The organism is Bacillus sp. CH_48, from assembly GCF_038008465.1.
GTDB lineage: Bacteria > Bacillota > Bacilli > Bacillales > Bacillaceae_G > Bacillus_A > Bacillus_A thuringiensis_S.
On sequence record NZ_JBBOZF010000001.1, the window covers coordinates 36,508 to 58,462 of the forward strand.

Here is a 21,955-nt window from a genome sequence, read left to right on the forward strand (position 1 = left end):
AATTATACTATTTTACTTTAAAAATATTCCTCTTATGCCACTTAAAGTATAATTTATTTTCCGGTTGAATTCCTATCTTAGCTTTTGGTATTAATCCCAATTTCAAATAATCTGTTTCCACTATTAATGAGGAAATATGCAGTCGTCCCTGTCCATCAAATGTGATAAATCCTTTATCATAAAGAGCATCATGATTACAGCACAGTAGTACACCGTTATGCGGATCTAAGCGTTCCATACTTGTACTATCTTTCCATGGCTTAGAATGACTTGCTCTTAACAATTCTGGTAAATCTATTCCGCATAATGCACATTTTCCGCTCCAAATCTCAATTAATTCCTCTCTAAATTTTTGCTGTCCAATTCGGATTTTTGCTTTTACTTCGGATTCCGTCTCAGCTATAACTGGAATTAATGTGTTATTTTCTGTCCTTCTTACCGGATCAACTGCTAACTCTAATTGCTCATCATTTATTTTATAAATGTTTGAATCACCAATTAGTTCCATTAATTTAAGGGCTAATTCTTCATTACATGGATATAAATAACCTTGGTTTCCATTTGCATCTGATTGAAAAGGTGAATATTTAATTGGCAACAGGTGCGATATCTCTTCAAATTTCTCACGTATATTAATTGGTTTTTCTAACTCATGAAATTTTAAAGATACCAAATAGCCTTCATCATTCCATTGATCATGGCTTTTCATAATCGATGGTTTATTCGATTCCTTACAATCCTCTTCAGCTATACTAACTGCTACAATATTCCCTTTTACATAATGAAAGATTCGATCCCCCTCTTTTACATCCATCATTCTTTTCCATGAATGTGGTACATTACCGCCTCTATCCTTTTTAGGTGACCAAATAATTTCTAATCCTTTTTCCTCTTGATATGTATGCCCCTGCATAACAATAAAATGATTCATATACTCTCTCCTAAAGCGTTAACTCATTACGCTGTTTTCTATTTAATATAATACTAAAAAACTCTCCTATGATTAGCAAATTGTCTGTTTCATTTTCAATACCAAACAACCTTTTCTACAGAAAAATTCTGCAATTCCTTTTACTCAACAATTGAGAAATTCAATTTTATAACCATTTATAACAACAAAAGAGTTGACCCAAAAGGCCAACTCTTCTATTTAAAATTATTTATTTCTCTTCTTCTTCTTTTTTTGCAATTTCCCGTTCATTTTTAGCGATTAAATCATGAAAATGTTCTTCTTTATTTTCTTCAATATAATTCATAAGGTCTTTAAATTCCATTTATATCGCCTCCTGTATTTATTATATCAATAATATAATAAATTGTCAGGAAAAAATCTATTAATTATGTTATAAAATTTATACGATATATATTCACTAAAAAACAAGAGCTGATTTCTCAATAAATTGATTATTTCGAGATTCATCTACAATAATTTCTTTTACTCGTTTTGATTCTTTAAAAGCAAAAACTTCTGGTTCCTTCCCGGTATTATCATATAAAGTATAGCAATCTATTAAATCCTTAATTTTAGAAAATGTAATCGCTACTTTCATATGACTTTCTTTAATTATATATTCGGGTACCAATCTTCCTGTTACTTTAAAACGCAAATTAGATCGCTCTAAGGCAACTTTTATTGGGACATCTACAATAATTGCTTTAATGCTAAAACTTGCTAGTCTTAATTGTTGAATTAACTTTTTGTATTTTACTTCATTTTTCATTGTACCATCGTACATAAAGTTTATTTTTCTTTTCATGCAGATTTTTAAAAGTTTCATGGTAATATCACTACTTTCATCATGAACTAAAAAAGCTGCTTGTTTCATTAACTCAATATTTTCAGATTCTATTAACTCTTGATATTCTGGTATTTTTTCTTTGATCTTATCAGGATCTATCCAAACCATATTTTGTTTCTGATGTTTATATCCCTTACTTACTAACTCTCCAATTGAGCTTTTTCCAGCAGCAGAACCACCACCAAGTAATATAGCTTCAGGTTCTTGCTCTTGCTGCGGTTGATCATTTAGAAATAATTTAATGATTTCATTATGTAAAAGCTTACGTTCTATTGTATACTCCCCATTAATTACGTACTTTTCTCTAGTTGGTTTCAATTTTTATTCTCCTCTTCTATAGATGCATTATTGTGTCCCTTTAAAAATTTGAGACCTTCCCCTTTAACTACGCTTATTACTTCGGTATTTTGAAATCTCTATAAGAGATTTAACTTACTATAATTTCATATAACTCTTTTTGTTAGATGTTCTATCCTTTATTTCTTTTTTTTACACATTCCTTCTAAACAACGATTTTTCTCTCTGACTCAATGTCTTCTACATATATCCACTTAAACAAAAAAAGGACTTCTTTAAGTCGATTAATTGTGCATAGCAAAATAAGCTATATACACTAATCGGCTCAAAGAAGCCCTTTCAAAATCAAAACAAGAACAAAACTTGTTTCTACACCTCTACCACAACACATAAGGTGTGGGAATAAACGGAATCAAATAAACTAACAATATAACTATATATTACATAATAAGGTTGTTATTATCAATATTATATATCATACTTTTTCCTATCGTTCACCTTTCTCCTTTTCCGCTTTTAAATAGTTAATCATTGTACTCCATATCTTCAATGTAATACTTTCATTTGAAGCATTGAGATATGACTCCCCTTTCTATATCTAACCTTTAGCTTTATAGACTACTAATATACCTGTGGATCCAGAATAGATTAGTCTAGAAATAAATGAGTTTTATCTATTTACAATGATCTTTGTATATATTTCCATCTATCTTATGGTAGGTAAAAAGATAAATAAAACTTACAGGTGTGAAAGATTTTTAGAACTTCTTATAACAAATAGAAAAAAGCATAAACCCAATCATGGTGCTATATAAAGAATTTCCCCACGTGTTAGGTGCTGAAACTATAGAATTATTTCCTTAAAGAGGAACAGCAATATACTAATTATTAAATCTCACCCTTTTGAATGTTGAGTACGAATCAATTGGTATAAAGTTGTACTTAAACAAACCATTGAATTAATAAACAAAGATCTCATCTTATCCCAATGGAAAGTAATATTTACATCATATAGAGAACTGGAACTGTTCCTGTTCTCTATGCAAAATTTAACAATGTAATACGTAATATTCATGATATAACAGCGGTTGTTAGCGACACTTATTTCTTTCGAAATAAATTTGTTATAGAGTTGTACAATGAAGATGATTTCTCCTTTTCATAACGAGGGGTATCAGTTTTATATTAATTACGTTTTAATGAGCCTACAGAATAATAAACGTTAAAAGCTACAAGATTGTTGAGACAAGTACTGACAGTATTATGTAGTGAAAGAATTCGAATGAGACCGACATTTTTGACAGTTTATTTTCGATACTAAATAAAAAATTATACTGATTAACATAAGTGATTGAAACACAATTCAATATAAAAATATAAAATTCATATATACTTAAGATACATGAATTGTAATATAAAACCGATCAACAATTGAGGCTTCCCCTGACCATTCTTGCCAATTTTTTATATAAATCTCATATACCCCATCCTTTGTGGTACGAAGTTGAAAAATTCTTAAACCAGATGAACCAATACCATTATTACTTAACTTAAAATCATCTTGTACTAATTCAATACCTTCTATTTCTTCTAATGCCCATCGATATCCTGTTGTTGGATTTTCCTTTAATTGTATAGAAAAAATATCTCCTATACTCATAGTAACAGTACGTCCAGAATCTTGTTTGGTTAATATCATAATTCAGCACCTCCTTGCTATATACATCCATCCTCAATAATAACTAAGATACGTTTTGGATGGATGTATATAACTTAAATGTATTATAATTATCCTATGACTAAAAACGTACTTGTATAATACTTTCTCACTTCAATTGACACAAAAATAATCCAATATAGCTGCATTTAACTATTTATAAGTATTCTCCTCGTAATATAAAGGTCTTAAATAGTATCCACACCATGGTTACACCAATGATCTATTCCACATTCTCCATATGCTATACGGAAGAAACCTTGTTCGCCCCAAGTGTTGTTCCAACTATTTTTACAGATCCAGCAGCCTTGGCTATCATCATAGCCAACTATCGATATACAATGTCCTCCAACCTGATTACCTGTGACATGTTTGTATACGCCTTTTCTATAACTTAAAAAATCTTGGTAAACAATTATAGCTGCGCTTACTGGTCCTTTAGTAGATAACCACTCCTTAATTTTTGCAGGGTTCCCTGTCAATTCTGTATAATTTTTAATTTTTGTAAGGCGATTATTTGAATCCGTACATAATCCACTACAATCTTTTTTTGTTAGCCCTTCATCATATGGATAGCAAGATTCATCAACAACTCCTTTGGTTTTTAAAGCCTCATACGCACTTTGAGGCCACCATCCAGTACTACAATTTCTACCTTCAGCTTGTCCATGACAGAAAAACAAATGAGCCTCACTAAAATCGACTTGAAGATTTGGATCATTGTGTTGCATGCGTAAGCTCGCTTCTACAGTGGCTATTGTTCCAAAAGAAACGCATGAGCCACAATCTTTTTGATTTTTTATTGATGTTACAAAATTTTTCCCATTTATATTTCGCAAGTCAAAGACAGGAGGTAAATTTGCTGCTCCTAAAGTCTCAGTTTGGATGGATTCTAAAATGGAAGGTATTTTTTGTTCAATTTCCGTAATACTTGGTGCATTTGTTGGAGGTGTAAGCCCCAACCAATTTTGTTGTTCTTGACTTGTAAGTAATGATAAATGTGTTTCTTCTGCTTCCCAGGTTGCATTAGCCTCAGCTAGCTTTCTTTGTAATTCTTCTACATTTATTTTACCGATATCCATATAAATCATCTCCTTTTTATATAATAAAACACAAATCAAATGTATTATTTATCTAAAAAACTAAACTATACATAGGAAACATTTATAGGTATATAAGAATATTTTCATAAACTACCAATTTAAAATCACTCTCAATTAATACATAAAATAGATATCATTAACAAATTATAACTTTGCAACGATATTAAATTAAACTGGAGGTTTTAATAGTCATGCCCTTATTTAAATATGGAGTATTAAAAGGTAAAGTTTTTGATGTGAGACCCGTAAATTTAAAGGATCGTACTCCTCATTACGAAGTACATATTAAAGCTGCTGGTAATGATTATCGAATTGCCATCAACGTTGCCTCTCAAGATAGTCCTTCAGAGGTTTTATACTATGTAAGTGAAGATTTCAACTCAGAACAAATCACAATTATTCCAACATTAGAAGAAGGATTTACACAAGTCACCAACGATAACCAAGACATTGCATTAGATTATGTTCGTGGTAACCTGTTTGATCCACCAAAAATGATTCCCCTTCCTGCAACAGAAAATGGACCAGATAATGATTTAAATGAGAAAGTGAATCGATATATTAATGAAGCTAAAGAGAAGAATGCTACTGTATACGCTTACGGGGAAAAATTCAAAAATGAAAAAAATAAGGATAAATATTTTGGTTTTTCACCAGGTAGAGGTATTCATGATATTCATATGAATCAAGGCAATAGCTCTAATTGGAAAGGTGACGATGGAATTTGGCAAGATGGCGGCATCCTTATTCAATTTGAAGAAGAAAAGAGATGGGTAGGTATGTTTCTAGCATTTCAATCTCAATCTTGGTGTACAGATAAACAAGGACATGCTACTAAACCAGTTAGTGAATGTAATCATACAAACAGCAAAAAAAGCTTGTAATTGATTATAGAAAAACGATTAAATCTTTACAAACATTTTGGATGCTTAGTATTTGGTATTTTGACGTTTGCTATCTTCTAAATTATAAAACTTAACATATACCTCTTTTAATGTATTAGGTTAGTTAGGTTCTGTATTAGGTCCAGCCTTTATTTCAGTTGAAATGTTTACTTTAGATAAATTGAATTTAAAATAAATGTTCCTTCAATACTGTATATAATCCTATTTCCATGAATAGAGCAGTTAGCTTTTGCTAGCTGTTCCTTTTTTCAAGTATTAATTAACCTAAACAAACCTCAAAAAAACTTCATGTGTTTCTCTTCCACAATCGACATAATTTTCGACTGTACATACAACCTATAAATTATTATTTACTATTTGTTTTATCGCTTTGTGTAAGTAATATGCAAATTATATATATTCGAACGATTTTAACCTTCTCTCCATTAGGGCCAAGTCATGTTATCTTATAAATAATCTCTTCTGTATTTCATTCATTAAATTTTTTTCATTTCCCGCGAACACTTTTATAAAAGTAATTTAGCTAATGGGGCTCCCATAATCCCCTTCTATTTGAAGTACAATTTTTTTATTATGCTTACTGTTCAAGTTATTATAAATTATCCTAAATAATATCTTCTCTCTACTGGATGTGTTTATATACATTCAACCTTTTTATTTCTGAATTTTCTGTTTTATGTTGAAAAATGAGTTGGAATAGATTTTAATAGAGGAAATTTCTGATATGATACTAATTGCTGCATAATATCTTTGGAGAGGATGAAATTGAACAATGAATGTTCATATACAGGGGAACGAGCAAATAACTCATTTATTAAATGAATGGTATCAAAAAATTAGAGCTAGGCATGTAGACGCCGCTCAATTACTTAAACAAGAAATCGAAAACAAAATCCATAACATAGAGGAAAATCAAACGATATTATTATACTTCTCACTACTAGATTTTAGACATCAATATTTAATTGATAGTTTAAGTATTTCTAAAGATAGCTTTAAACAAAGTGATGCTTATAAAACTCCTACAGACGATTTCCTTTCATACTATTATCACTTCTTTAAAGCCATTCATTCCAATGTTACTGGCAATCATAGCCTTGCAAAAATACATTACGATAAAGCTGAATACCTATTAGAAACAATTCCTGATGAGATTGAACATGCTGAATTCCATTATGAGTTGGCCATTTTCTATTGTCATACACATAAATCGATTTTATGTATTAATCATGTAATGAAGGCGAAAGATATATTTTCAAAACATCCTGGGTATGAATTGAAAGTTGCCTTCTGTAATAACCTATATGGATTAGCATGTACTCATTTAAAGGAGTGGGAATTAGCTGAGGAACACTTTATCTCGGCTATGGATACATTCCAAAAAGAAAATTTAGAATACAATATTTTGATTGTTCGTCACAATCTAGGATTTATGTATGCTACACAAAATTTATCCGAGGTAGCATTACGTTATTTATCTGAAGTTAATCAGAAGCTACCTAGCGATTATAAAGCTGTTTTTATTGAAGCTAGGGAACATTATAAATTAGGAGAACATCAAATTGCTCAAGAATTAATAAAAAGAGGCCTACAGCTTTCTACTCAATTGGGAATTGAAGGTTATATACATCACTTTAAGATTTTAGAAAAAATGAATCTAAATAGTTGTGCTACTGATATAGAAAAAACTGTTTTAGAAGGAATTTCTTATTTTGAACGCGAAGAACTATATGAGTATATAAATGAATATACTGAAAAGTTAGCAACCCAATTTTACAAAGAAAATAATCATAAAAAAGCCAGCTATTACTATTATGAAGCTAGTAAAGCCAGTGAAAAAAACTTTAAAAAAGGAGCATTAAAATGAAAAAATTAGCGGTTAGCTTACTTGGTATTTTAATTGTCGTTACAGTAACTTTTGGATCAAGTCCTTCAACAGGTACTCAAGGTACTGTAAATATTATTAAATATTCGCACGGACATACTGGATAATGAAAGGAAGGATTACACCTTCCTTTTTTATTTTTTAGAATGATAAACGTATCCCCTCTACATCTATCTATAAAAATTAAGAAATAAATAATTCAAAAGGTAAAATAAAAATACTACAATTAAAAACTTCCATTTGTTTCTTTTCGTTGGTTTTCCAGCATGTTGTATATAAAAAAATAAGGCAATACCTGCCATAGCAATTAAAAACATTTGATAGTAATCAATCATCTGTAATACCCCCTCCATACAAAAAATAAGAAGTCTCTTTTTAAGAGACTTCTTATTTTTAATACAAACGACATACATAGGCTAAACATACACAATAAAGTCAGGATGATGTACTTTATTGCCTTTTTATCATAACATATAATTTATCATTTTTGTTTAATAATTCCATATAATAAAACTTTATCAACCTTAAAATGTTTTATAATAAACGCTGTAGAAATAAATCCGAATATCGGTTCAAACATTGATTAACTCCTTCTGAACTCATATGTGTAGCTGTATTTGCATAAAACTGATTAAATAATCAAGTAACAGAATCGCTTGCTCCTTCTCGACGATTCCAGATACATAAGACCGTCAAATCTCTTGCACTATACTAACTTTTACATTTTACCAAACCTATCTCTTATTCAAGTTGTTGAAGATGGGTATCGCTGTAGTTCTTTAGTGAACAAATGAAACCCATTCTGAATTGATGGATTTATACAAAACGCCATCCTTTCTGTATATTTCTACAAAAAGAATAGCGTTTTTTGTTTTATGGATACACTTTTTTAACTTAATAGCGACGTGCTATAATCCCCAACCATTTCTGTAAAAGATTAATATCCCCAAATGTCTACTTCAGCTACTGAAGCAAATCCATTCTGTCCATTCGTTACTTCTATTTTTACATACTTTGCAGTAACTGGGTTAAATGTTGCCGTTTTCTTATCACTATTATTTCCCCATGTTCCTGATGATGCTTTTTCATATTTAATACCATCTACACTTGTATAAATACTGTACCCTAAAATACGGCCGTTCTCTGATCCATCTTGTCTTGGAAGATAATCCACTTTTGAAATTGTTTGATTTTTGTCAAGTTCCAATGTCAAATTGTATGGATATTGATTTGGTGTCCAACTGCTATGCCAAAATGTATCTGTTTTTCCATCAATTGCTTTACTAGCTGAACCACTTGATTCCTCACTATTTGCACTTGCTTTCATTGTATTTTTAGGCAATACGTATGGTTTAACAGATGGAGAATCAGTTAGAATATCTACTTCAGCTGCTGAAGCAAATCCATTCTGTCCATTTGTTATTTCCACTTTTACATATTTTGCAGTAACTGGATCAAATGTTGCATTTTTCTTATTACTATTATTTTCCCACGTTCCTGATGATATTTTGTCATACTTAACACCATCTACACTCGTATAAATATTGTAAGTTAAAATACGGCCATTTTCTGACCCATCCTGCCTTGGAAGATATGCCAATTGTGAAATGGTACGTGTATCGCCAAGTTCTAGTGTTAAATTGTATGGATATTGATTTAGTGTCCAACTACTATGCCAAAATGTATCTGTTTTTCCATCTATCGCCTTACTAGCTGAACCCGTTGATTCCTCACTATTTGCACTTGCCTTCATTATTTTTTTAGATAATACAGCAAGTGGTTTAACAGGTTTAGCATCCGTTGCTTCCCATATAGGTGCAATTAATGTCGGGTTATTTAAAGCTTCTACTTTTTGTCTCGTTTCTTGGGTTGCCTTCAATCCCCACTGATCAAAAAACGGTAGTACATTTTGTTTTGCTATTTTCGATGTATTGTAAATAAAAGCTTGTATTTTATCTTCGTCTGTTTTGGGAAGTTGATCCTCTGGTATCTCACGATATAATTTGTGAAGATTTGGATAAAAATCATCCCCATATGCCAAATGAAGCTGCCAAAGCATAACAAGTTTTACAAACAGGTCATCAATATTTTTATATTCTTTATTCGTTTGTTTTAAATAAGCAAAAGCCCTATTATAATCTCCCTCTGTATCTAAACGTGTTGGTTTATTTGGATATATTTTCTTGAATGCAGCTAAAGAATATAGATTAACAGTTACTTCACCCATACCTCTTAAATCATTCCACGTCCATGGATATTGTTGTCTTGCATGTCCCGCTTCATGCATTTGTCCCCATCCAAACTCATTTACATTTAAAGTACTTTTGATTGCTTCACCAGCAGTTGTAAAGACGGCACCATCCCAACTTGCATACATGCCCCAGTTTTGTGCATTAGGGTTTTCTACAAAGGTCCAAATACGACGAGTTGAACGATGTAAAGGATTAGATTCTGTTTCAGATAGCCCCGATATCTTGTCTTGCGCTCGAATCATTTCATCATATTTATTTAATAGTGGCACAGGATCTTGATTTACAATATATTTATTGGCACTATCACGAGTTACAGTTAATACTGCTCGTTCTGATTTCAATTGTACCGCATGTGCATCTGGATATTTGTTCATCATGGCAACCCAGTCTTCTTTCGTGTGTTTCCCTAATTCAAAGAAAGGAATAGGACTTCCGCCTTGCGTTACCTGCACCTTAACTGTTCCTGTACTTTGAAAATTATCTAACCCTAATACACCGCCGTTTGGTGAAGAAATAGTATTAGAGCCGGGAGAAAGGTCAATTTCTTTTCCCCATTCTTTATCATATTGATGTGTCCCAATAATGGCTCTAATCTTTTGCGTTCCTGATACTGTAATAGTAACCTGTTCATTAGGTTTCACATAAATGCCTGTTGGCATATAATTTTTTTGCTCACCTCTTTTTTCTCTTTTTGCTTCATCCGAAAAACTTCCTGTACCTGGAAGATCAAACTCTCTTTGTTCAAGTTGAGTTGCAGTTTGTGCAGTTTCAGCATGTACAGCTAAATTATTTGTCATGATAGGGGCAAATAAAGTAGTTGCTAAAATAGCGGATGTCGCAAACACCTTTATAGTTTTTTGTAATCTACCACTCTTTCTTTTGTTCATATAAATCAGTCCTTTCGTTCAATTTCATTATTACTTACATACGAAATATCAGTTTTCTCACTAATTTCAAAAGTGGATATATTAAATGTACACGTATTTTAAACAATGCTGATTATATTTTTGGATGAGTATAATAACACTTCAAATTCTTTTCCTAATTAATCTAGAGATACATTTCCTTCATTGATTTTTTAAATCACTCCTCTAAATAAGAATTTAAGATAAATGTCCTGTCTCAAAGGTCCTTTCCTAATTTTGGTATTACGAATTAAGTATAATTCGAAAATAAAATTATACAATTGAGAAAAATAGTAATGTTAAAAATTTACATACGCGTAAAGTTTTTAACATTTACTGAAAAATAATGTGTTATATGAGGATTAATTTAATATATTTGGTGTTAAAAAATATTTTTAATAGAGGATTGTTCATTTCCATTCAGAAAAACTCCACCTTGGTGTTTTCAAATTATGAATTCCCCACTTTCTAGTCTTTCTACATAAGATATAAAGTTCATTTACAATCTGATTCATGATTTTTTTAAATTACCCTTCCCTTCTGTTAAGAAGACTTCAAAACTTGAATAGATTACCTTATATCGCTACTTTGTGTATGCAAAATTACATACCAATTCCCATTGAAAATAGTTCTCATTGTAACTATAATGGTTTCAGGGATTGAGATTTTCACTTTCGTTTCAAATCTCACAATATATTAAAGGAGGAAATACTAGTATGAAAAAATTGATTTTAGCAGGGGCACTAGGAATTGCAGTATTATCAGGTATGAACTTACCAGGGGCTGAGGCATCAAAAGCGAGTGCAGCTACTACGAATTTAGAAATTCAAGAAGTCACAAAATACTACTCTATGAGTTCCTATGAAGTGTCTCAAAAAGAAGCATTTAATCTTAAAAAAGGGGAAGAACTTACAGTCTTTGTGCAAAATTCAGGGTTCCCAATTTCTTATACGGTCTTTGATGCTGATAATCAAGTAATTGGTACATTCAATGCTAATTCCCCATATGGTCGCGTATTTAAAGCACAAAAAGACGGTAATATTTCTGTACAATTTCAAGCAGGTGTAAATTCTACGTACATGAAGAAGATGAATTTTACAGCTAAATTTGCTGTTTCTAAACTTAACCAATAATAAAAAATGTAACGATCCTCTTTAAAAACAAATTAAAAAGGTATATCCCTTCAATGGGATATACCTTTAGTTTTAGTGAATTTTATATTGACCAGATAGCTGCTCTTGCGCCATACGAACTAAACGTTTTGTAATCTCTCCACCTACTGAACCATTTGCTCGTGCAGTTGAATCAGGTCCAAGTGTAACACCAAACTCCTGAGCGATTTCATATTTCATTTGTTCAATTGCACTTGCTGCAGCTGCTATTAAGATTTCGTTTGAATTATTATTTTCGCGAATTTGCATTTTTTAAACACCTCCGTTGAATTTGGTAATATCATGCTCTATTTCCAACAAAATATGCAAAAAGTTATTCGTTTAGCTATTTTACATATATACCTAAGCTTTCATCTCTTATATAGGAATAAATAAAGGTATAGGTCATACTCTATACCTACACCTTCCCCTATCCTACTTATTTTTGAATTCCCCTATTAACCCCTGTAACTCTTGCGAGAGCCAATTTAAAGAATTTGCTAACTCTGCAATATCTTGTACATATAGTTCTTGCTCTTTCATACTTTTCTCCACATTACTACTGCTATTCACATATGTATTTGCAATGTGTGATAATTCATTTACAAACTGAACAATAGTTTGATTATCTTTTAGAATGTCACTTGAATGATTCGAAGTCGCTTTAATTTGATTTGTAACAGATTGTGCAGATTCTGAAATCTTTTCAAAAAAAGCACCACTACTTTGAACAAGTATTATTCCTAATTCTACTTCCTTTGAACTCTTCTGTATGGATCTTACAGCTCTCTCTGCTTCAGTCTGGGTTTCACCAATTAATTTAGCTATATCCCTTGCAGATGCCTCGGTTCTTTCCGCTAATATACGTACCTCGTCCGTAACACCTGGAAATTCCTCCCCCATCTCTCCAGCACATGAGGATTCAGTAGAAGCATCTAAAGCTAATGAATTTGTTTGGTTTGAAATGGTTGTAATTACAGTAAGAATTTCATTAATTTCCTTAGATCGTGCTTCTAATGCATAAATACTAGAAGATACATCCTGAACTGTATCTTTGATTCTTTTCATTTGATTCACAATTTGCTTAATCAAATCTTTTCCCTCTACAGAATGCTGTTCTATGTCTTCCGAAACATTCCCAACTTGTTTTGCAGCTCCTTTAATTTCTTTCATCTTACTTTCCATTTCCTGTACAATTCCTAAAAATTTTTGCAGTACATATTCATGAGAATGTGCTCCTAAATTTAATCCTGTTATAGCACTTGCAATTTCTTTAAAGGCTATGCTATTCTCTTTTGTACTTACCGACAATTCCTGTGAAGATGTCGAAACCTGTTCAGCAGTCTGCCTTACTTTATCTATAATCCTATTAAACTTTTTAATAGTGTTATTAAAATAGATATTGGTTATCCCTATATCATCAGATCTTTCATTCAATTTAATACTTAAATCCCCTTCACCAACTTTACGTAACCCTTCTTGTAAATCCTTTAAAGGCGATATGGAGTTTCGTGAGATAAATATTTGCATTGTAATTGCGATTGTTAATGAAATTATAATAAATAGTAAACCTTGTATCATAAAGTTTTTCTTTGTAATTGGAATAATAGAAGCGTCCAAATCCGCTGCAACAATTGCAATTATATTTTTATTTTCATCTGTAACTGGCTCTAAAATTGTTACCCAGAACCCTAATTCATCTTCATACACTTCTGTCATTTGTGCCTGTTTTGTTTGTTTTACTTTATCATATGTTTTTATCCAATAAGTAGGCTGCTCATAGTATTCACCTGGTTTTACAGAAACAGTATTTGCTAATTCTGTATCCAAAGCTACTATTTGTAATTCAGCTTTATCATTTAGCTTGGCTCCAGTAACATATGTTTGCCCAACACTTTTCATATCTTTTATAGCTTTATCTAATTGCTCTGTCAATTTTTCTTTATTCACTCTTTGAGCTGTGGGGTCTTTTGCTACATCTCTTACTATTTCTAGATCTAATTGATTTAATACCGCATCACCTGTTTCAAAAGACTGCCTCTCAAATATAGACATCATACTATTTTGAAACATATTAAAACTTAACGCTCCCATACTTCCAACAAGGGTCAGAATTACTAATACCGTTAGTAATACATTTTTTTGAAGCAACGATAGCTTATGCCAATATTTTTTCATTGATTTCTCCTTTCTTATTTTCAACAATACAAAAACAAAGTAGTAACATATTAAGAGGTTTTCTTTCTGTTATTAATTTAAACTTTAAAATAGCATACTAATCGTTCAACCAAACGTTCCAATTTTTTTCATTTGCGATCGCATCTTTTATATGTCCAGCTACTCCTGGAAATCTATTTAAAGGAAGACACAATACTTCTACTACTTCATCTTTTCTATTTGTACTGATTTCTTCTAAATCGATGATATTAAAGGGTTTGCCTATAATAATTGCTATAATGTTTAATAGACGACTAAGAATATTTAAAATTCCATATTTATCTCCTAAAGATTTTCAAATTAGATTTGTTGCAGTACCTTCAGCGAGGATTTTTTATACTATCGTTAGTTTTAAATAAAGATAAGAATTTTTAAGAGCCTCATCTTTAGTTATTTTTATCTTGCAGAACAATAAAATCTGAAAGTTTAATTCAATCTCCTATTTTATAACTTTTTTCCTTATTTTTCTATAACATTATAATATTTACCTGTACAATCTAAACTTAGACTCTTTTGGCCTTTACTCTTTAATTGTCTTAAATTCATATGAGGTAGCGCAGAAAGTAAATTTTTAATAAAAAACTTTTGTATTAAAAAATGCAAAAATACATACTCCTCTAAAACTATATGCACTTAAATATTCACATAGTAAAATAATCAGTACAAGCGTGTCCTATACAGCATATTTCCTTAACGGGCTTGATATTATATTCATCATAAAATTGGTGTGACCTTAATATCTCACTTAGCTCTTTAATATTTTGATATTAACAATATAGTGTTAATATATCCCTACTTTATCGCTACACCTACATATAAGCCAAGGATTCAATTACAGAACGGTTTTCATCAATAGTAGACGAAAACATGTCAAACAAAAAGAGACTCGATTATTTATTACTTTTCGTATAGATATAATAAAAGATTATAGGAGAAATATATATGCTCAAAAAAATAAATAGATTTATGTTTGCTTTGCCTACAATTTCTTTTATTTTTCTTATTTTATTAGGATCATTTTTATTTGTAATACCATTAGATCTATTCTTACCTGAAATACAACAAAACCCAATAACAGAAGCACCTCTTATTCTTCAAGTTTTATTAGGGGTATTAGCGGCACCTATATATGAAACTGTAGTTTTTCAAGTATTTTTATTTTGGATATTGAGTTGGATTCCTCACATTAAAAATCGCGATTACCTTATCATTTTAATAGCTTCAATTATATTTGGATTAAATCATCGATATGGAATCAATTATATAGTTGGTACAACAATAATTGGTCTTTTATATAACTATGCTTATTGGGTATATAAAAAAAAGAATGAAAAATATCAGGTTACCATGTCTGCTTTTGGGGTTGTTTTTTTGATTCACTTATTACATAATTCTGTTACTTTTATAGCTTCAAATTTATCATTTTAGCCAAGAAGACTCCTTCCTCAAGGAGCGTAAAGGGTCAAAAAGCCAATTTAAATATGTAGAAGAAATGAATGCATTTGCTTGTCCGATGGGGTGTATTTTAGAGTATGCGACAACGGATCGTGAAGGATATCATCAATATAAATCCAACCCAGAAGACTACGCTGTTTGTCCGCTACGTGAGGTATGTTTTTCAAAGAAACAAAAAGTTATCACTCATCATATATGGGAGAAATATAAGGATATCGCTAGAAAAAACAAACTAACAGTTACAGGGAAAAAGTTTTACAAAGTACGCTATTCAACTATAGAGCGAAGCTTTGCGGACGCCAAAGAACTACATGGCTATCGATATGCTCGATTTCGGGGGCTGAAGTCTGTCCAAATGCAGGCTTATCTCACCGCAACTTGTCAAAACATGAAAAAAAATAGCCCTCCATCTGACCAAAAAAGGTCTGGTGGAGGGCTATTTTTTTGAAACTCTATTATTTTATATTGTTTTTATTCGCTAAAATCAAAAACAAACTCATCTTATGACCGCGTTTCTTCTTACGAAATTAAGTAATTGTTTCAATAGCTGGTTTTTTAGTCATAGAATTACTTTATCTCTCAGCTTTATTATTCTGTTCTTTCGCCTAAAATTCCAATATCCCCATTACTTCCTTCGTAAATAGTTTGAAATCAGTTAAATGTTTTTCAATAATTTGACGAACAATATCTAAATTTACACTTTGATAATCATGAACAGCAATATTACGAAATCCAACCATCGCCTTTAACTTATTTGCTAGATCAGCGCTAAGTAATCCTGCTGTAACCAATAAATCAAAGGCCTCTCGACTAGATTGGGGTAGTCCTAATTTTTTCCCAGCAACAATATGCATTGCTAGATCAATACTCGCTTCACAAGCTCTTTGTATATTCAATATTATTGAATCTTGTTTTGTAAAGTCCTCTAAATTTTCAGGGTCATTTCCATACACATCTTGGATTCTTTTTATACAACGCTCTATTGTAGAAATTTTATTTAAAATAACCTCATTCTTCATATATAGAACCTCTTTTCTTTATATCATCAAATACTACCTGTCGTTCTTCATTCAATTTTGAATACATTTTTAAAGTTTTCATTTCAAAAATAACCTTACGTTTTTCATCGGAACAAAATATTGTCTTTCCTGTATGTATAATCTGAGCTTGAAAAACTGTAGAAGCTTCGGATAAATCAACTAAATCAACATCTCTCTGAACACTGTTAGCTAACTCCTGTGCTAATAAAAAACGTTCATAGTTCCCTAATGTTGTGTCACTTACATAAGCTATATCAATATCACTATCTTCTCGTTCTCTGTTCTCAGCCGTTGATCCAAACACAATTATCCAATAGGGATTCACCGTCTCTTGTAATTTTTCTATAATAGCTGTTATCATGCTTTGAAAAATCATTTAATTAATCCCCCTTATTGTACTTGAATTTTATTATATCATAACCAATCATAAATCCTTTAAACGACTATAAATACGTAAACAAAATTAAGCTTTTTTAGTACTTAACTCCTCACAAAATCAGAAGCTTATTTCTGACCTAAAATTATTATAGTTCAGGAGTAGATATATTGTAGCTTTGGATCTTAAATAATTGTTAATAATCCAACACTTTCCTGTTAAATGCCTTTTTTATTTTCTTCCTGCAAAATTAAAAGACTGACAATAACTGTCAGCCTCTTACTTTAACAACTCTAAAGAACTTTCGCCTATTTCACAATATACATTCTAATAGTTTGAGGATATATTGCTCTATTGAACTACCCCCACTTTCACTTCGTTTAGAAGTGAGGGATTCCTAAGTAAAGAGTTCTATCGAACTCTAATTGATTAGGCTAACCCCGCAGTCCTTGCGGTTAGAAGTCTTATCGCTTCATGCTTTAGATTGATACTTGCGTTAATATCCCTATCATGGTGTGTACGACAAGAAGGACAGTCCCATTCACGTAGGTTTAGATTTTTAACGTCTTTATTTTGATATCCACAACAGGAACATAATTGGCTGGAAGCAAATGTTTTCGATACGACAATGACTTGTTTGCCATACCATTTTGCTTTGTATTCTAACATTGATCGAAATTGCAACCAAGATACCTCACTAATTGCTTTTGCTAACTTATGATTTTTTAACATATTCGATACTTGCAAATCCTCTATACCGATAACATCGTGGTTTTTGATGATTTCAGTTGAGATTTTGTCCAAGTAATCTTTTCTAGCATTTGATATGTATTCATGAATTCTAGCTATCTTTACTCGTTGTTTATTCCAGCGAGAAGATCCTTTCATTCTTCTAGAAAGAACACGCTGTGCTTTCGCCAACTTATCTTCTAATGATCGGAAAAACTTCGGATTTTTATAGTGTGTTCCATTTGACAAAATAGCGAAATCTTTTAGTCCTACATCTATTCCAATGTAAGAATGTGTTTTCGGAAGTTCTTGTATTTCTGTTTCAACTAATAGTGACACAAAATATCTACCAGAAGGGTTCCGTCTAACTGTAGCATTTACAATACGTCCCTCTACTTCACGACTTTTGGCAAATCGAACAAGGCCTAGTTTCGGCAACTTTATTTTATTCCCTATAATGGCAATGTTTTCATTTGTTTGTTTTGTGGTATAAGATTGTAAGTTGTTCTTCTTAGATTTAAAGCGCGGTGCGCTATTTTGTTTTTTAAAAAAGCGCGTATAAGCATCCGCAAGGTTGCGAACGGACGACTGAATCGCAATACTATCCACTTCTTTTAGCCAAATAAGCTCTTTCTTCATGGCAGGTAGTTTGGCAGAGCATGTACCATAGGTCAAGCCTTTTCCTGTCTCTTTGTATGCATGATCCCATAAGGATAGGAAATAATTGAATACAAAACGAGAACACCCAATCGTTTTGTTAATTAGAATTGCTTGTGCTTGATTTGGATAGATACGAAACTTATAGGCTTTATTCATCATTATTTGATTCACCTCCATTTCGGTATATGACCATTATACACCAAACGTACATTCGATAGATAGTGGAGTAATACTTTCTATATGTCGAACAATTAAGATGGCTTCCCGCCATCCCTTGTTCAAACCCAATTCATCTCCCACCTACTCACTGGACTGTGACCCTTCACGCTCCTTGAGGAAGGAGTCTTCTTGGCTAAAATGATAAAGAATTATATATTAATCCACCTTTAATTTTTCTTTTACCTTTGTAGGGAGTTCATCTTTTTTCACTTCTTCCCAAGATTTCACACCTTTTTTCTCAGAGTAATATATACGTAAAAACGCTTCTTTACGAAGGTTTTTTAACGCTGTAAACTCCATTTCTTTCTCTTTACCATCCTTATCAAATCCAGGTAATTTATATTCGTAAGTCGTATCCCCATTTACATTTTTCTCTTTTAATTTTTCACCATCCTTGGTAATTTGCACATAATATGTATCTGTACCAAGACGATTTAAATTACACCCGGATAACAACACAGTAAACATCACAAAAACGCTACACATAAGCACTATTCGTTTCATATTATTCACCTCATATCTTTTCTCACAAAAATTATATCCTAATCTATTGGCTGCCAAAATTCATTTCCATTACGCTAACATTACGTTTTTGTAAGGTAGGTAAAACAGCTTAAAATAAAAAGGATATAAATTCATATTTCTATGGAATTCATATCCTTTGTTCTTATTGAGTAAACTATTTTGCCCCATGCTTAATAGGAGGTATTTCTATTATTCTGGGAAAATAAAGCTAGAGTCCCCTTCACTATTAGCGGAATCTTCTTTTGGGAACGTAATAGTAGATCCTTCATTTCCCTTATTCCCTTTATTTATTTCTTGTTCCTCAGGAAATACAATGGAAGAATCATTACTTAAGTTTGGTGAAAAACCAAGTTTAGATAAAATGGCTTTTAAGTCAGGTAAAACACCAATTTTATCAGAAGTTGGATCATTAGATTTCGTTCCGGTGCTAGAATCACTTAAAATATCCCTAAGCTGGCTTGGTGTATATACTTTTCCCTGATTATTTTTTGCTATTCCTTGAATTGATGCTGCAGCACCAGCAATAATAGGTGATGCGCTAGATGTTCCAGCAAAACTAGATGTATATAAATTTGTTATAAATTCACTTGGTTTAGCATCTGTAGTATCTACTGCATTCCCCCATCCATACACATCCACTCTACTACCGTAATTAGAGAAATATGAACGCTTATGAGGAACCCTTGCAGAAGCTGCCCCAACCATAATTGCCCCTGAATCTTTAAAATCAGGGCTATTACGATTTAAAACTTGTTTACCATTACGGTCTCTAAATTGATCCAAGTCATTTCCGCCATTTGCGCCTGCTTCAATAATAATAATTCCCTTATTTGTTCCCATACGAATTGCATCAAATATGTCTGGTTTTACTTCCACAGGAAAATAGTTCTTATCTCCATATCCATCGTAAGTTGCTTGTGCCTCTAGTAAAAGAATATCTCCAGCTTGCATATTGTTAACCGCGCTTAAAATAGCATCAGCTGTATTATAATTTCCGTTATCCCTAATCTGAGATACAACCTTTACCTTAGCTTTCGGTGCGATCCCAATTCCACCTATGTTATTATCCTCTGCCGAAACAATTCCTAAGACTGAGGTACCGTGATCATGGTGCTCGCTTTTATTCTGTCCAGATATCAATTCAATCTTTTGATTCACTAAATCCTCATGATTAAATAACCACCCATACTCCATATCTACGAAAGTAGTTCCTTTTCCATCTCCACCTTTTATGCTCCAGGCATAAGGTGCATTAATTCCTAATGGTGCTGGTTCAAGGTAACCTTGTCTTGTAAGTCTAGGCTCATCATATGGATTAACAGATAAATTTGGCAAACGCTCTGCTGGTGGCGCCTCTTCTTCCTGTAAATACGCTGTTTCAACAAGAGATGATTTTTCAATTTTTGTAAGTAATGCTTGTACATCAATATCATCTTGAGTTTCTACAATATAATAGTTTAACAAATTAGAAGAAATTTGATCGGAATCTTTTATTTCTTTACCAAGATTTTTAATTTCTTTAGGATTTAAAGAATTAAAAAGTCGATTTATAGTTACATTTGGATATTCAGCTAAAATTCCAATTAATTCAGGATCTTGTTTTTCTTCTTTAATGAATTTTTCTATTCCATCCTGATATGGTAAATTCGCTTCATTTTTAAATTTCAAAATTAATTGTTTAGTAACTTGCTTATGTACAGTAGAATTCAATTGCTTATTTGAATAATTGTAAGTAGCTGCATAGGCAACTTCTGATTTTTCACTTGGAAGTAGTCCGCCTATCCCATTAAATGCTGTTAATGCAATTGAAGAAACTAGAATTCCCTTAAAAATTTTCAAAACATGCACCTCTTTTTTATTAATATATAGTTATAAAAAAATGTATATTACCTAATTTCTTTTTATACAAACGTTTTATATGTAGGACTATATTTCCAACTCCGTTCTTTCTTTAATATTTGTTTATACATTATTAATACAACGAATTCATACCAACCATTGTATTCATTCAGCTGCACAACTGTAACCATTATAGTTACACCTTTACAAAATAGTCAACCTTAAATGCAATTTTGCATGTAAAATCATACATACTTCTACCAACTTACTCCCAATTATTTCAAGAGAAGTTGAACTTCTATCATTTTGAGTAATTGCATATATATAATATAAAACATATAAGGGGGGTTAAAACGTGGTAATCTCAAGACAAGATTCTTGGACTGATGATAACGATTTACTTCTCGCATCAACAGTACTTCAGAATATTCGTAACGGTGGCACACAGTTAGCTGCATTCAAAGAAGTAGCAAAACTACTAGCTAGAACACCCGCAGCTTGTGGATTTCGTTGGAATTCATATGTGAGAAAACAATACCAAGAAGAAATACAACAAGCAAAACAAGACCGAAAAATGGGAAACAACATTCCCCTATCCCCATCAGAAAAAGAAAAAAACTCTTTGTCTATTACATTAGATGATATTATTCTCTTTCTACAAAATTATAAAGATGTGAATGAATTGACAAAATTACAAAATCAAATTGAAGATTTAGAAACAGAGAATCAATCTCTTCTACAACGTATAACTATGTATGAAGAAGAGTATCGTATGTTACTGAACCATATCGATAAGACAAGAAATTTAATTGCAGTGGATTAAATAGCATAACTATAATGACTTTCCAGTAGGATCTTCGCGCGCCAAAACCACCATCAAT

At 31.7% G+C, this 21,955-nt stretch carries 21 protein-coding genes and 1 pseudogene; 8 read left to right on the forward strand and 14 right to left on the reverse strand.

Going from position 1 to position 21,955, the window contains the following annotated elements; translation table 11 throughout:
* Nucleotides 1-7: 7 nt before the first annotated feature.
* A complete protein-coding gene (locus N2V92_RS00240; RefSeq protein ID WP_170264949.1) occupies nt 8-931 on the reverse strand; it encodes an HNH endonuclease in 924 nt (307 codons plus the stop codon).
* 439 nt (nt 932-1,370) lie between these two features.
* Nucleotides 1,371-2,117, reverse strand: a complete 747-nt coding sequence (locus N2V92_RS00245; protein WP_170264948.1) for a zeta toxin family protein — start codon at nt 2,115-2,117, stop codon at nt 1,371-1,373.
* A 1,057-nt stretch (nt 2,118-3,174) separates the two neighbouring features.
* Between N2V92_RS00245 and N2V92_RS29930 the strand changes: the two genes are divergently transcribed.
* Entirely contained in the window at nt 3,175-3,261 is an 87-nt protein-coding gene (locus N2V92_RS29930) for a hypothetical protein (protein WP_422109908.1), read from the forward strand.
* Nucleotides 3,262-3,489: 228 nt separating this feature from the next.
* Here the strand turns inward: N2V92_RS29930 and N2V92_RS00250 are convergent, their stop codons facing one another.
* Both N2V92_RS00250 and N2V92_RS00255 read right to left on the reverse strand, forming a co-directional pair.
* Nucleotides 3,490-3,795, reverse strand: a complete 306-nt coding sequence (locus tag N2V92_RS00250; protein WP_000604089.1) for a protease inhibitor I42 family protein — start codon at nt 3,793-3,795, stop codon at nt 3,490-3,492.
* 206 nt (nt 3,796-4,001) lie between these two features.
* On the reverse strand, nt 4,002-4,895 hold the full coding sequence (locus N2V92_RS00255; protein ID WP_001988449.1) for a C1 family peptidase: 894 nt from the start codon (nt 4,893-4,895) through the stop codon (nt 4,002-4,004).
* A gap of 212 nt (nt 4,896-5,107) precedes the next feature.
* Here N2V92_RS00255 and N2V92_RS00260 point away from each other — a divergent pair, with 212 nt between their 5' ends.
* The 3 genes from N2V92_RS00260 to N2V92_RS00270 all read left to right on the forward strand — a co-directional run bounded on the left by N2V92_RS00260 (nt 5,108) and on the right by N2V92_RS00270 (nt 7,813).
* Nucleotides 5,108-5,800: a YukJ family protein gene (locus N2V92_RS00260; RefSeq protein WP_170264947.1), complete on the forward strand. Its 693-nt coding sequence runs from the start codon at nt 5,108-5,110 to the stop codon at nt 5,798-5,800.
* 793 nt (nt 5,801-6,593) lie between these two features.
* A complete protein-coding gene (locus N2V92_RS00265; RefSeq protein WP_098506542.1) occupies nt 6,594-7,688 on the forward strand; it encodes a Rap family tetratricopeptide repeat protein in 1,095 nt (364 codons plus the stop codon).
* Nucleotides 7,685-7,813, forward strand: a complete 129-nt coding sequence (locus N2V92_RS00270) for a hypothetical protein (protein WP_016078263.1) — start codon at nt 7,685-7,687, stop codon at nt 7,811-7,813. The genes N2V92_RS00265 and N2V92_RS00270 overlap by 4 nt, the downstream gene beginning before the upstream one ends.
* A gap of 63 nt (nt 7,814-7,876) precedes the next feature.
* On the opposite strand, the gene N2V92_RS00275 is transcribed toward N2V92_RS00270, so the two are convergent.
* Nucleotides 7,877-8,041, reverse strand: a complete 165-nt coding sequence (locus N2V92_RS00275) for a hypothetical protein (protein ID WP_016078262.1) — start codon at nt 8,039-8,041, stop codon at nt 7,877-7,879.
* Between the two features lie 602 nt (nt 8,042-8,643).
* Nucleotides 8,644-10,845: a discoidin domain-containing protein gene (locus N2V92_RS00280; RefSeq protein WP_098506541.1), complete on the reverse strand. Its 2,202-nt coding sequence runs from the start codon at nt 10,843-10,845 to the stop codon at nt 8,644-8,646.
* A gap of 734 nt (nt 10,846-11,579) precedes the next feature.
* On the opposite strand from N2V92_RS00280, the gene N2V92_RS00285 reads away from it, so the two are divergent.
* Nucleotides 11,580-11,996 carry a hypothetical protein gene (locus N2V92_RS00285; protein WP_074790498.1) on the forward strand — a complete coding sequence of 139 codons (417 nt, stop codon included), beginning with the start codon at nt 11,580-11,582 and terminating at the stop codon, nt 11,994-11,996.
* Nucleotides 11,997-12,068: 72 nt separating this feature from the next.
* Here N2V92_RS00285 and N2V92_RS00290 read toward each other — a convergent pair whose 3' ends face one another.
* Both N2V92_RS00290 and N2V92_RS00295 read right to left on the reverse strand, forming a co-directional pair.
* Nucleotides 12,069-12,284 (reverse strand): alpha/beta-type small acid-soluble spore protein, encoded by a 216-nt coding sequence (locus N2V92_RS00290; RefSeq protein ID WP_001167047.1) that lies wholly within the window; start codon nt 12,282-12,284, stop codon nt 12,069-12,071.
* A 165-nt stretch (nt 12,285-12,449) separates the two neighbouring features.
* The gene (locus N2V92_RS00295; RefSeq protein WP_098506540.1) at nt 12,450-14,192 is read right to left on the reverse strand and encodes a methyl-accepting chemotaxis protein; all 1,743 of its coding nucleotides are present in this window, start codon (nt 14,190-14,192) and stop codon (nt 12,450-12,452) included.
* A 981-nt stretch (nt 14,193-15,173) separates the two neighbouring features.
* Between N2V92_RS00295 and N2V92_RS00300 the strand changes: the two genes are divergently transcribed.
* On the forward strand, nt 15,174-15,659 hold the full coding sequence (locus N2V92_RS00300; protein ID WP_098506539.1) for a CPBP family intramembrane glutamic endopeptidase: 486 nt from the start codon (nt 15,174-15,176) through the stop codon (nt 15,657-15,659).
* Between the two features lie 34 nt (nt 15,660-15,693).
* A pseudogene (locus tag N2V92_RS00305) lies at nt 15,694-16,168 on the forward strand (transposase); the annotation flags it as partial.
* Nucleotides 16,169-16,291: 123 nt separating this feature from the next.
* On the opposite strand, the gene hepT reads toward N2V92_RS00305, so the two are convergent.
* The 6 genes from hepT to N2V92_RS00335 all read right to left on the reverse strand — a co-directional run bounded on the left by hepT (nt 16,292) and on the right by N2V92_RS00335 (nt 21,265).
* Nucleotides 16,292-16,705, reverse strand: a complete 414-nt coding sequence (gene hepT, locus N2V92_RS00310) for a type VII toxin-antitoxin system HepT family RNase toxin (protein ID WP_000787540.1) — start codon at nt 16,703-16,705, stop codon at nt 16,292-16,294.
* The gene (mntA, locus tag N2V92_RS00315) at nt 16,695-17,102 is read right to left on the reverse strand and encodes a type VII toxin-antitoxin system MntA family adenylyltransferase antitoxin (RefSeq protein ID WP_086407477.1); all 408 of its coding nucleotides are present in this window, start codon (nt 17,100-17,102) and stop codon (nt 16,695-16,697) included. The genes hepT and mntA overlap by 11 nt, the downstream gene beginning before the upstream one ends.
* 429 nt (nt 17,103-17,531) lie before the next feature.
* Entirely contained in the window at nt 17,532-18,650 is a 1,119-nt protein-coding gene (gene tnpB / locus N2V92_RS00320; RefSeq protein ID WP_170264946.1) for an IS200/IS605 family element RNA-guided endonuclease TnpB, read from the reverse strand.
* Nucleotides 18,651-18,866: 216 nt separating this feature from the next.
* Complete coding sequence (locus tag N2V92_RS00325) at nt 18,867-19,214, reverse strand: YxeA family protein (protein ID WP_000822914.1); 348 nt, start codon at nt 19,212-19,214, stop codon at nt 18,867-18,869.
* 210 nt (nt 19,215-19,424) lie between these two features.
* A complete protein-coding gene (locus tag N2V92_RS00330; RefSeq protein WP_098506810.1) occupies nt 19,425-21,074 on the reverse strand; it encodes a S8 family peptidase in 1,650 nt (549 codons plus the stop codon).
* A 62-nt stretch (nt 21,075-21,136) separates the two neighbouring features.
* Nucleotides 21,137-21,265, reverse strand: a complete 129-nt coding sequence (locus N2V92_RS00335) for a hypothetical protein (protein WP_003308548.1) — start codon at nt 21,263-21,265, stop codon at nt 21,137-21,139.
* A gap of 164 nt (nt 21,266-21,429) precedes the next feature.
* Between N2V92_RS00335 and N2V92_RS00340 the strand changes: the two genes are divergently transcribed.
* Entirely contained in the window at nt 21,430-21,897 is a 468-nt protein-coding gene (locus tag N2V92_RS00340) for an RsfA family transcriptional regulator (RefSeq protein WP_000237077.1), read from the forward strand.
* The last annotated feature ends 58 nt before the right edge of the window (nt 21,898-21,955 follow it).